Source organism: Escherichia sp. WS1450 (assembly GCF_046487395.1).
GTDB lineage: Bacteria > Pseudomonadota > Gammaproteobacteria > Enterobacterales > Enterobacteriaceae > Escherichia > Escherichia coli.
On the sequence record NZ_JBJQJO010000007.1, the window covers coordinates 37,587 to 49,230 of the forward strand.

General features: G+C 51.6%; 13 protein-coding genes. 6 read left to right on the forward strand and 7 right to left on the reverse strand.

Features of this window, described 5'->3' with window-relative positions:
• Nucleotides 1-20 precede the first annotated feature (20 nt).
• Together dapD and ACJHYR_RS10485 are read left to right on the forward strand one after the other, a co-directional pair.
• Entirely contained in the window at nt 21-845 is an 825-nt protein-coding gene (gene dapD, locus ACJHYR_RS10480; RefSeq protein ID WP_001186656.1) for a 2,3,4,5-tetrahydropyridine-2,6-dicarboxylate N-succinyltransferase, read from the forward strand.
• Between the two features lie 313 nt (nt 846-1,158).
• On the forward strand, nt 1,159-1,545 hold the full coding sequence (locus ACJHYR_RS10485; protein ID WP_000272188.1) for a DUF3461 family protein: 387 nt from the start codon (nt 1,159-1,161) through the stop codon (nt 1,543-1,545).
• A gap of 53 nt (nt 1,546-1,598) precedes the next feature.
• Here ACJHYR_RS10485 and cdaR read toward each other — a convergent pair whose 3' ends face one another.
• From cdaR to dgt, 3 genes are all read right to left on the reverse strand, one after another.
• The gene (gene cdaR, locus ACJHYR_RS10490) at nt 1,599-2,756 is read right to left on the reverse strand and encodes a DNA-binding transcriptional regulator CdaR (protein ID WP_000929439.1); all 1,158 of its coding nucleotides are present in this window, start codon (nt 2,754-2,756) and stop codon (nt 1,599-1,601) included.
• A gap of 154 nt (nt 2,757-2,910) precedes the next feature.
• A complete protein-coding gene (gene degP / locus ACJHYR_RS10495; RefSeq protein ID WP_000753946.1) occupies nt 2,911-4,335 on the reverse strand; it encodes a serine endoprotease DegP in 1,425 nt (474 codons plus the stop codon).
• 129 nt (nt 4,336-4,464) lie between these two features.
• Nucleotides 4,465-5,982: a dGTPase gene (gene dgt, locus ACJHYR_RS10500; protein WP_000057067.1), complete on the reverse strand. Its 1,518-nt coding sequence runs from the start codon at nt 5,980-5,982 to the stop codon at nt 4,465-4,467.
• Between the two features lie 83 nt (nt 5,983-6,065).
• Between dgt and mtnN the strand changes: the two genes are divergently transcribed.
• Genes mtnN through ACJHYR_RS10515 form a run of 3 tightly spaced genes read left to right on the forward strand, consistent with a single transcriptional unit; the run spans nt 6,066 to nt 8,218 of the window.
• Complete coding sequence (gene mtnN / locus ACJHYR_RS10505) at nt 6,066-6,764, forward strand: 5'-methylthioadenosine/S-adenosylhomocysteine nucleosidase (RefSeq protein ID WP_000689844.1); 699 nt, start codon at nt 6,066-6,068, stop codon at nt 6,762-6,764.
• Nucleotides 6,757-7,557 carry a vitamin B12 ABC transporter substrate-binding protein BtuF gene (btuF, locus tag ACJHYR_RS10510; protein WP_059328303.1) on the forward strand — a complete coding sequence of 267 codons (801 nt, stop codon included), beginning with the start codon at nt 6,757-6,759 and terminating at the stop codon, nt 7,555-7,557. Before mtnN ends, btuF begins: the two co-directional genes overlap by 8 nt.
• A 37-nt stretch (nt 7,558-7,594) precedes the next feature.
• A complete protein-coding gene (locus tag ACJHYR_RS10515; RefSeq protein WP_000964221.1) occupies nt 7,595-8,218 on the forward strand; it encodes a TRIC cation channel family protein in 624 nt (207 codons plus the stop codon).
• Between the two features lie 46 nt (nt 8,219-8,264).
• On the opposite strand, the gene erpA is transcribed toward ACJHYR_RS10515, so the two are convergent.
• The 4 genes from erpA to yadX are packed head-to-tail and all read right to left on the reverse strand — an operon-like array spanning nt 8,265 to nt 10,171.
• A complete protein-coding gene (gene erpA, locus ACJHYR_RS10520; protein ID WP_001295564.1) occupies nt 8,265-8,609 on the reverse strand; it encodes an iron-sulfur cluster insertion protein ErpA in 345 nt (114 codons plus the stop codon).
• Nucleotides 8,602-8,667, reverse strand: a complete 66-nt coding sequence (yadW, locus tag ACJHYR_RS10525) for a small protein YadW (protein WP_120795373.1) — start codon at nt 8,665-8,667, stop codon at nt 8,602-8,604. The genes erpA and yadW overlap by 8 nt, the downstream gene beginning before the upstream one ends.
• Nucleotides 8,668-8,690: 23 nt before the next feature.
• Nucleotides 8,691-10,112, reverse strand: coding sequence for a H(+)/Cl(-) exchange transporter ClcA (clcA, locus tag ACJHYR_RS10530; RefSeq protein WP_000845394.1), 1,422 nt, complete (start codon nt 10,110-10,112; stop codon nt 8,691-8,693).
• Nucleotides 10,113-10,123: 11 nt separating this feature from the next.
• A complete protein-coding gene (gene yadX / locus ACJHYR_RS10535) occupies nt 10,124-10,171 on the reverse strand; it encodes a protein YadX (protein ID WP_211180485.1) in 48 nt (15 codons plus the stop codon).
• A gap of 165 nt (nt 10,172-10,336) precedes the next feature.
• Here yadX and hemL point away from each other — a divergent pair, with 165 nt between their 5' ends.
• Nucleotides 10,337-11,617 (forward strand): glutamate-1-semialdehyde 2,1-aminomutase, encoded by a 1,281-nt coding sequence (gene hemL, locus ACJHYR_RS10540; RefSeq protein ID WP_000045291.1) that lies wholly within the window; start codon nt 10,337-10,339, stop codon nt 11,615-11,617.
• Nucleotides 11,618-11,644 lie beyond the last annotated feature (27 nt).

Sequence of the window (11,644 nt, forward strand, 5' to 3'; positions counted from 1 at the left end):
GATATGAAAAGAGTTTAACAATGCAGCAGTTACAGAACATTATTGAAACCGCTTTTGAACGCCGTGCCGAGATCACGCCAGCCAACGCAGACACCGTTACCCGCGAAGCGGTAAATCAGGTGATCGCCCTGCTGGATTCCGGCGCACTGCGTGTAGCGGAAAAAATTGACGGTCAGTGGGTGACGCATCAGTGGTTGAAAAAAGCGGTGCTGCTCTCTTTCCGTATTAATGATAATCAGGTAATCGAAGGGGCAGAAAGCCGCTACTTCGATAAAGTGCCGATGAAATTCGCTAACTACGACGAAGCGCGTTTTCAGAAAGAAGGCTTCCGCGTTGTGCCACCAGCGGCGGTGCGTCAGGGCGCGTTCATTGCCCGTAACACCGTGCTGATGCCGTCTTACGTCAACATCGGCGCATATGTTGATGAAGGCACGATGGTTGATACCTGGGCCACCGTCGGTTCCTGTGCGCAGATTGGTAAAAACGTCCACCTTTCCGGTGGTGTGGGCATCGGCGGCGTGCTGGAGCCGCTGCAGGCTAACCCGACCATTATTGAAGATAACTGCTTCATCGGCGCGCGCTCTGAAGTGGTTGAAGGGGTGATTGTCGAAGAAGGTTCCGTCATCTCTATGGGCGTATACATTGGTCAGAGCACCCGTATTTACGACCGTGAAACCGGCGAAATCCACTACGGTCGCGTTCCGGCGGGATCTGTGGTTGTTTCAGGTAATCTGCCGTCGAAAGATGGCAAATACAGCCTCTACTGTGCGGTTATCGTTAAGAAAGTTGACGCGAAAACTCGCGGCAAAGTCGGCATTAACGAACTGCTTCGTACCATCGACTAAAAGTATGCACACGGGCAGCACGACGCTGCCCGATTGCTTTCTGGTTCAGAATAATTCGTCCTACTCATTCTTCCTCCCCCTTTTTTAAATACTTTTTCATCTTGTTTCGGACTGTCATGTAATTCGCAAAACGAAGATAAATGTGCTAATCCATCCCATGGAATATCGCCACAATAAAGCAGGTAATTTTTTGATTTTTACGCCATGATAGAAGTCTGGAAGAAAAAGGCTTTCTGCGATCACAGTCGAGCCGGGCGGGCCAGGCCAAATGCTAAAATAAGCACAATTTACTGACTCATTTTGAGGTAACGCTATGTACGACAATCTGAAAAGTCTGGGTATTACCAATCCTGAAGAAATTGATCGTTACAGCCTCCGGCAGGAAGCCAACAACGATATTCTGAAAATCTATTTCCAGAAAGACAAAGGCGAGTTTTTCGCCAAGAGCGTGAAATTTAAATATCCGCGTCAGCGTAAAACGGTCGTCGCCGATGGTGTGGGTCAGGGTTATAAAGAAGTGCAGGAGATTAGCCCTAATCTTCGCTATATCATTGATGAGTTAGATCAAATCTGCCAGCGTGACCGCAGCGAAGTTGATCTTAAGCGTAAGATCCTCGACGACTTACGTCATCTGGAGTCAGTAGTAACCAATAAGATCAGCGAGATTGAAGCCGATCTGGAAAAACTGACGCGTAAATAATGCCATTCTGTGGGCCGGGTAAAGTCTCACCCGGCTGTAATTTTATCATCGACCTACCGCTCTTCATCCAGTTGCAACGCCACATACAGCAGCAACCTGTCATCAAAATTGCCCAAATCAAGCCCGGTCAGTTCCGATATACGATTAAGCCGATACTCCAGGGTATTACGATGAATAAACAGCGCCTTTGACGTAGCCAGCGGTTGCACATTGTGGCGAAACCACGCCGCCAGCGTACGTCGCAGCAAGCCGTTATTATCCATCGCTTTCAGCCGCGCCAGCGGTCGCGCCAGTTCGTTGGCCTGCCAGTCGCCACGCAAACTGTCGAGTAACACAGGCAACATCAGATCCTGATAAAAATAGCAGCGACTTTCTGGCATCCGCTGTTTACCCACCACCATCGTCGTTTTCGCCGTACGATAGGATCGGGCAATACTGCCCGGTCCGGTAAAATAGTTGCCCAGCGAAACGCGAAAACGCAGCTGGCCGTACTCTTTCATGCGGGTAATGAGTTGTTCAACTCGCTTACGATGATCTTCTGCATCCCAGCGCCCAAAAGAGTTCAACGCCGGTTTCAACACCACCATTTCGGTTAGCGAAACAATTGCCACCAGATTATTACGCTCGGGCGTAGTCAGCGCGTTTTGCAGTTGTTGTAACTCCGCCATTGCGCTGTCCACGCCAAGCTGACCGCTGTCGACCTCAACAATAGCCACCACTCGCGGTTGATTGAGATCGATCCCCAGCCGTTGCGCCCATTCCGTAAGTGCGGGAGTATTCTCCTCAGCCTGAATCAGGTTCATCACCAGTTCTTCCCGCAAACGGCTATCCTGCGCCAACAGGTGCATCAACCGCGACTGTTCCAGCATCATTTCAGCCGTCATGCAGACCAGTTCGCCATATTTACGCAGGTTCTCTGGTTCACCAGTCAGGCCAATTACGCCGACAATTTCACCTTCCAGCCGTAACGGTAGATTAATCCCTTGCCGCACACCGTGCAGATGACGTGCCACCGCGTCATCGATATCGACGACTCGTCCCTGTGAAAGTACCAGCAATGCACCTTCGTGCAATTCACCAATACGCTCACGATCGCCGCTGCCGATAATTCGCCCGCGGGCATCCATTACGTTGATATTGGTATCGATGATGCGCATGGTACGTGCCACGATATCCTGCGCCATTTTGGTATCAAGATGCCAGCCAGCCATAAGTCCTCCGTTATGCACGGCTTAGCATAAGGAAGTACGTAACGTACGGCATTGTGCAAATGCCCAAAGGATGATGAAGATGTATGGAGTTGTGGCGAAGTTCACAGATTGTAAGGAGAACCCCTTCCCGTATTCAGGAAGGGGTTGAGGGAGATTACTGCATTAACAGGTAGATGGTGCTGTCGCCGCGCTGAATGTTCAGTGCCAGCACAGACGGTTTGCTGTCGAGAACTTTACGCAGTTCAGCGATGTTTTTCACTGCCTGCTGGTTCGCGCCAATAATCACATCACCTTTTTTCAGGCCGATCTGCGCAGCCGGAGTGCCCGTTTTCACGTTGTTCACTACCACGCCCTGATCTTTGCCTTTGTTGCTCATCTCAGCGCCTTCAATGCCGTTGAAGATGGAGCTGGAATCAACCTGATTCTGGCTGCTCTGCTGCAGTTCCAGGTTCACGTTAACCTGCTTACCGTCGCGCAGTAAGCCCAGGGTCAGTTTGCTGCCCACCGGCATAGTACCCACCTGAGCACGCAGGGCGGCAAAGCTGCTGATCGGCTTACCGTTCAGTGAGGTGATCACATCACCCGCTTTAATGCCCGCTTTTGCAGCGGAGGAATTAGGCAGAACCTGGCTTACGAAAGCACCGCGCTGGGCGTCAACTTTCATCGCTTTCGCCAGTTCAGAGTTCAGCTCAGTCCCCATAATACCCAGCTCACCGCGTTTCACCTGGCCGTATTCCACCATCTGCGAGGTCAGGTTTTTCACCATGTTACTCGGGATAGCAAAACCGATACCGATGTTGCCGCCGTCCGGTGCGAGGATCGCGGTGTTGATACCGATCAGTTCGCCGTTCAGGTTAACCAACGCACCACCGGAGTTACCACGGTTGATCGCGGCATCGGTCTGGATGAAGTTTTCGTAGTTTTCAGCATTCAGGCCGCTACGCCCCAGCGCAGAGACAATCCCGGAAGTTACCGTCTCGCCCAGACCAAACGGGTTACCAATCGCTACGGTGTAATCACCCACGCGCAGTGCATCAGAATCCGCCATCTTAATTGCGGTCAGGTTTTTCGGGTTCTGGATCTGGATCAGCGCGATATCAGAGCGCGGATCTTTGCCAACCATCTTCGCGTCGAACTTACGACCATCGCTCAGCTGGACTTTAATCACCGTCGCGTTATCAACAACGTGGTTGTTGGTGACGACATAGCCTTTATCGGCATCAATGATGACGCCGGAACCCAGCGCCATGAATTTCTGTTGCTGGCCGCCGCCATTACCGCCCTGGCCCCCCTGGCAGAACGGAGAGCTCTGGAACGGAGAACCTTCCTGGCAGAACGGAGAATCATCACCGAAGAACTGCTGGAAATTACGCGGCATACGCGGCGTATTAACGGTTGTGCTACCTTCTACGTTAATGCTGACCACTGAAGGCATCACCTTTTCGAGCATCGGTGCAAGGCTTGGCATCTGCTGGGCTGTCGTTGCTGAAGAAGTCTCAGCCGCCGTTGCAGAGAGCGGAGATAACGCCAAACCTAAACTCAGAGCCAGTGCACTCAGTGCTAATGTGGTTTTTTTCATGTATTTCAGTCTCGATTAACAGATAACGCAAAATTGCTGTGTTCTTCAGATTCGTTTTATAGCGCGAAGTTCCGAACTAAAGTTTCTGCAAAAGGTAAAAATTTATTGTTCGTCTTTACAAAAGCCTGGTTATTGTTCTACGGCCATCAGACGTCGGTATTCATCCCAGGCATAGAGGTCGGTCATACCGCTGATATAATCCTGCAGCAGGCGGCAACGGTAATAATATTCCCATAGCGGAAACTCAGGAGAATCTGACGGTAATTTACTGACAGCCTCGACATAGGCCAGCCGATGGCGCGTCGAGAGTTTGTGGAATAAGCGCGATTCAATAGGGAAACGTTTCACCCGTTCTTTTTCTACCAGTTCAGTAAAGTCTGATAACGACAGGCTTAATAAAGGACGATAAATCTCTAATAATCCGCTAATGACCCGATAGCCCTGCAATTCAAGCTGCTCGACATCTGGATGGCTAAACACATGTTTTACAGCGACATTTTTATATAGCTTAAGAAGATCGCTGCATTCGCTGGCATCTTCCAATAATGCATGATTAAACGTTCCGGCGAAAATCGCAGGCAGATTATCAATAAATCGTTGTGCCGCGTAGGGTACCAGTTTATTTAGGGTGTTTACCCGTAAATACATAAAAAACTGATCTTCCGTACTGCGGCTTAAACTATTTGAGCGTGATTTTTCCCAGGCATTTTCAACCACCAGCGAAAAGAGCGAACCTTTCTCATGCTGGCCCCACGCCTCGTGCAAATGATGATAAAGCTGCTCAACGGTAAATATTCTTTTCTCTACCGCATCTTCAAGATCTGCCACACAATAGGAGATGTCGTCGGCAGCTTCCATAATCCACGTTAATGGAAAACGACTGTAAAGCGCCAAATTAAGTTCTTTACGCAACCGGGCAATATAGGCTTCCTCAGAAAGATAATAACCCGGCTTTTTCATTAAATAGTGATGTGTCTCAGGCGTTTCACCACGCCACCACGCCGGACGAGTATATTTTAAAATACCGCCAACCTGTGCCCAGGTGAGGTTCATCCGCATCAATGTATGCACCAGACGAATGCCTTGTGCATTCCCCTCAAAATGACATAAGTCCTGACGTATTTTGCGCCGCAGCTCGTTAAGCGGTTCTTCCCCGTCCCGTAAACGTAGTGCTGCCACGCTGCAGCGATCGTCAGTCAGAGGCTGGCTTTCGGCATCTTCCGGGTGCAAACGCTGGCGAAACCAGTCATTTATCGCCGCTTCGCCAAAATGACCAAACGGCGGATTGCCGATATCGTGCATCAGGCATGACATCTCAACAATGCTTTCAAAGGGGCCGGTCAGTTCATCCAGGCCGTATGCTTCCAGCAATTTAAGCTCTTTCAGACGGCTTAAAATTTCTTTGGCGATGTAGCGCCCCACCTGCTGGACTTCCATTGAGTGGGTAAGACGCGTGCGCACGGCAGCATTGCGCTCCAGTGGAAAAACCTGGGTCTTTTGTTGCAGACGACGAATTGCCGGAGAGTTGATGATACGCCCGCGATCGCTCTCGAAGATCCGCAGGATCTCATGTTCGGTTTTAACGCCCTGTGGTGAACGGTAACGACGATGCCAGTTTATTTTTTTTCGGAAATCAATCTGTGCCATGTCCTCTCCCGCGTGAGAAATACGCTTCCCCGTAAGCGCATGGTAAACTATGCCTTCAAATCGGGCTTATCGCGAGTAAATCTATGAAAATCGGCATCATTGGTGCAATGGAAGAAGAAGTTACGCTGCTGCGTGACAAAATCGAAAACCGTCAAACTATCAGTCTCGGCGGTTGCGAAATCTATACCGGCCAACTGAATGGAACCGAGGTTGCGCTTCTGAAATCGGGCATCGGTAAAGTCGCTGCGGCGCTGGGTGCCACTCTGCTGTTGGAACACTGCAAGCCAGATGTGATTATTAACACCGGTTCTGCCGGTGGCCTGGCACCAACGCTGAAAGTGGGCGATATCGTTGTCTCGGACGAAGCACGTTATCACGACGCGGATGTCACGGCATTTGGTTATGAATACGGTCAGTTACCAGGCTGCCCGGCAGGCTTTAAAGCTGACGATAAACTGATCGCTGCCGCTGAGGCCTGCATTGCCGAACTGAATCTTAACGCTGTACGTGGCCTGATTGTTAGCGGCGACGCATTCATCAACGGTTCTGTTGGTCTGGCGAAAATCCGCCACAACTTCCCACAGGCCATTGCTGTAGAGATGGAAGCGACGGCAATCGCCCATGTCTGCCACAATTTCAACGTCCCGTTTGTCGTAGTACGCGCCATCTCCGACGTGGCCGATCAACAGTCTCATCTTAGCTTCGATGAGTTCCTGGCTGTTGCCGCTAAACAGTCCAGCCTGATGGTTGAGTCACTGGTGCAGAAACTGGCACATGGCTAAGTCACTGTTCAGGGCGCTGGTCGCCCTGTCTTTTCTCGCGCCACTATGGCTCAACGCCGCGCCGCGCGTCATCACGCTTTCTCCCGCCAACACTGAACTTGCCTTTGCCGCCGGGATCACGCCGGTTGGGGTCAGCAGCTATTCCGACTATCCTCCACAAGCGCAAAAGATTGAGCAGGTTTCCACCTGGCAGGGGATGAATCTGGAACGCATTGTGGCGCTGAAACCCGATCTGGTGATTGCCTGGCGTGGAGGTAATGCCGAGCGGCAGGTTGACCAGCTGGCTTCGCTGGGAATAAAAGTGATGTGGGTCGATGCGACAAGCATTGAACAAATTGCCAATGCGTTACGTCAACTGGCCCCCTGGAGTCCGCAACCAGACAAGGCCGAACAAGCCGCGCAATCCCTGCAGGATCAGTACGCGCAATTGAAAGCGCAATATGCTGATAAACCTAAAAAACGTGTTTTTCTGCAATTCGGCATTAATCCGCCATTTACCAGTGGAAAAGAGTCGATTCAGAACCAGGTACTCGAAGTTTGTGGCGGAGAAAACATCTTTAAAGATAGCCGGGTTCCCTGGCCGCAAGTTAGCCGCGAACAGGTGTTAGCACGCGCGCCACAGGCGATAGTCATTACAGGCGGACCGGACCAAATTCCTAAAATCAAACAATACTGGGGTGAACAGCTCAAAATTCCCGTTATTCCTCTCACGAGTGACTGGTTTGAACGTGCAAGCCCACGTATTATCCTCGCTGCACAACAGCTCTGTAATGCGCTTTCACAGGTAGATTAGCGCCTGACCTTTTCAGGTGCTCAGTGGGGATTGAACAATGCTCGTCTATTGGCTGGATATAGTCGGCACAGCGGTATTTGCCATCTCCGGCGTTTTGTTAGCCGGAAAATTGCGTATGGACCCTTTTGGTGTTCTGGTACTGGGCGTGGTTACCGCAGTAGGCGGCGGGACAATTCGCGACATGGCGCTGGATCACGGCCCGGTATTTTGGGTGAAAGATCCCACCGATCTGGTCGTTGCAATGGTCACCAGCATGCTGACCATCGTGCTGGTGCGCCAGCCAAGACGCTTACCAAAATGGATGTTGCCGGTGCTGGACGCCGTTGGTCTGGCGGTGTTTGTCGGCATTGGCGTGAATAAAGCCTTTAATGCGGAAGCCGGTCCGTTAATCGCGGTTTGTATGGGCGTCATTACTGGCGTTGGCGGCGGGATCATTCGTGATGTACTGGCCCGCGAAATCCCCATGATTTTACGTACAGAAATTTACGCAACTGCCTGTATTATCGGCGGTATTGTCCACGCTACGGCTTATTACACATTTTCCGTACCACTGGAAACAGCCAGTATGATGGGCATGGTCGTGACGCTATTGATTCGGCTGGCGGCTATTCGTTGGCATCTTAAGCTACCGACGTTTGCGCTGGATGAGAATGGGCGTTGAAGAGAGAAGATGTGCCGGATAGTTTATCCGGCACATGAACAACAGATTAGATGCTAAAGGAAGAACCGCAACCGCAGGTGCTTTTCGCGTTCGGGTTGGTCACGATGAAACGAGAACCTTCCAGACCTTCGGTATAGTCAACGGAACCGCCGACCAGATATTGCAGGCTCATCGGATCAACCACCAGGCCAACGCCCTGTTTTTCGATGGTCATATCGCCTTCGTTCACCTGATCATCAAAGGTGAAACCATACTGGAAGCCGCTGCAACCGCCACCGGTGATATACACGCGTAATTTCAGATTCGGGTTATCTTCGTCAGCGATCAGGCTTTTAACTTTGTTGGCTGCTGCGTCGGTAAACTCCAGCGGCAGTGCTACGTCATCACTCATATTTTGCTCCAAACGACATCGGCAATTGGGCAAATTCTAACCCAATAATAATCGCCATTATCTAATACCCTGGTATTTCGTTCAAGTATTCTCGCTGGCTGATGCGGCCTTGCTTCGCGCCAGTTGCTCAGCTTCCTGTTTTGCCAGCGTGCGCGCAAGAATCGCCGAGTATAGCGGTTTCCCGCCGGTAAATTGCGCTAATAGTGTTGCGCCAAGACCGGTAATAATCATTGGCAAAATGAGCTGGTAGTTATCGGTCATCTCCAGAACCAGAATGATCCCCGTTAACGGCGCGCGAATAGATGCCGCCAGTAATGCCCCCATTCCGGCAATAGCAAATGTCCCCGCCTCAAGGTGATATTGCGGAAACAGCTCAACGGCAACCATTCCGAAAGCGGTTCCCAGCACAGTACCCAGCGCCAGCATCGGGGCAAAAATACCGCCCGGCGCGCCGGAAGAGAAGCAGAGTAAGGTGGTAATGACCCGCGCGACGAAGATAAACACCAGCATTCCCATGCTGAAATTCCCCGCGGTAGCGATAGGAATCAGGTTAAAACCGCCGCCCGACGTTGCTGGTGCCACAAACCCCAGCAATCCACACAGACCGCCAATCGCACCGCCCATCAGTACCCATTTGGTAATATTGCCGCCGTGCACACGGTGCAGCAAATCCTGCATCCCCAGCACCCATTTATTAAAAATAGGGCCGAAAATGCCAAAAATAATACCGAGGATCAGATAAAGCCACAGCGTATTAAGCGGCGCGTCAGAAAGTTTACCGACGTCAATCAACGCAACTTCATGATTAAAAATCCGGTACATAATGGTCGACATAATGACGCCAATAAATACCGCTTTAATCGAAATTAACGTATAGCGAAACTGCGGACGCATCTCTTCGATAATAAACAAAATACCCGCCAGCGGGGCGTTAAAGGCCGCAGCCAGCCCCGCCGCAGCACCGGTTGCCAGCAGCGTATGGCGCGCTTCATCACCTTTCAGGCGGAAAATATCAAGCACCATGCGACCGATATTGCCGCCGATCTGTACGGTTGGCCCTTCGCGGCCCAGCACCATGCCTCCGCCGAGTGTTCCCAGCCCGCCAAAGAATTTCACCGGCAACACACGCCACCAGCGAACGGGACGTTGATCTTCCAGCGCCCCTTCAATTTCCGGGATCCCCGAACCACCTGCTTCCGGCGCGTATTTGCGCACCAAAAAGTAGCCGAACATCGCCAGCACCGCCGAACAGAGAAAAGCGACGGTTAACAGAAGCGGATAATTATCAGCAGTATGTACCAGCGCCCCCATACGCTGGTTCTGCAACCAGGCGACACCTTTGTCAAAAGCAACCGCAGCCAGCCCGACAAGCGTGCCGACGACTGCCGCCATAAACAAAATGGCTAACGGGGTTTTATCGCGCTCAAGAAGTTGGCGAATCAGTTGTCTGCGTCGCAGGCGCGCGGCCTGCGGTGTTTCTAAAGAGGGAGTATCAGTTTTCATCCAATGATCACTTATTGGTCATACAAATAAGATGACGGCATTTTACTCGCACGTTCCATGAAAATCCTTTGCAAAGCGTAATGTTTCAAATGCACAAAACTTTTATACTCTAAGAAATCAGGATTGCACCAGTACAAGCAGCCTGATGTTTGACGAGTATTTAACTTGTTATGAATAACATAGAATAGCAGCCATTCACTTTTTCTACGAATCAGGAACCCTCCATGAGTAAGTCTGAAAATCTTTACAGCGCAGCGCGCGAGCTGATCCCTGGCGGTGTGAACTCCCCTGTTCGCGCCTTTACTGGCGTGGGCGGCACTCCACTGTTTATCGAAAAAGCGGACGGCGCTTATCTGTACGATGTTGATGGCAAAGCCTATATCGATTATGTCGGTTCCTGGGGGCCGATGGTGCTGGGCCATAACCATCCGGCGATCCGCAATGCCGTGATTGAAGCCGCCGAGCGTGGTTTAAGCTTTGGTGCACCAACCGAAATGGAAGTGAAAATGGCGCAACTGGTGACCGAACTGGTCCCGACCATGGATATGGTGCGCATGGTGAACTCCGGCACTGAAGCGACAATGAGCGCCATCCGCCTGGCCCGTGGTTTTACCGGTCGCGACAAAATTATTAAATTTGAAGGTTGTTACCACGGTCACGCTGACTGCCTGCTGGTGAAAGCCGGTTCTGGCGCACTCACGTTAGGCCAGCCAAACTCGCCGGGCGTTCCGGCAGATTTCGCCAAACATACCTTAACCTGTACTTATAACGATCTGGCCTCTGTACGCGCCGCGTTTGAGCAATACCCGCAAGAGATTGCCTGTATTATCGTCGAGCCGGTGGCAGGCAATATGAACTGCGTTCCACCGCTGCCAGAGTTCCTGCCAGGTCTGCGCGCGCTGTGCGACGAATTTGGCGCGTTGCTGATCATCGATGAAGTGATGACCGGTTTCCGCGTAGCGCTAGCTGGCGCACAGGATTATTACGGTGTGGAACCGGATCTCACCTGCCTCGGCAAAATCATCGGCGGTGGAATGCCGGTAGGCGCATTCGGTGGTCGTCGTGATGTAATGGATGCGCTGGCCCCGACCGGTCCGGTCTATCAGGCGGGTACGCTTTCCGGTAACCCGATTGCGATGGCTGCTGGTTTCGCCTGTCTGAATGAAGTCGCGCAGCCGGGCGTTCACGAAACGCTGGATGAGCTGACAACACGTCTGGCAGAAGGTCTGCTGGAAGCGGCAGAAGAAGCCGGAATTCCGCTGGTGGTAAACCACGTTGGCGGCATGTTCGGTATTTTCTTTACCGACGCCGAGTCCGTGACGTGCTATCAGGATGTGATGGCCTGTGACGTGGAACGCTTTAAGCGTTTCTTCCATATGATGCTGGACGAAGGTGTTTATCTGGCACCGTCAGCGTTTGAAGCGGGCTTTATGTCTGTGGCGCACAGCATGGAAGATATCAATAACACCATCGATGCTGCACGTCGGGTGTTTGCGAAGTTGTGATGATTTTGCCTCGCCCACCGGGCGAGG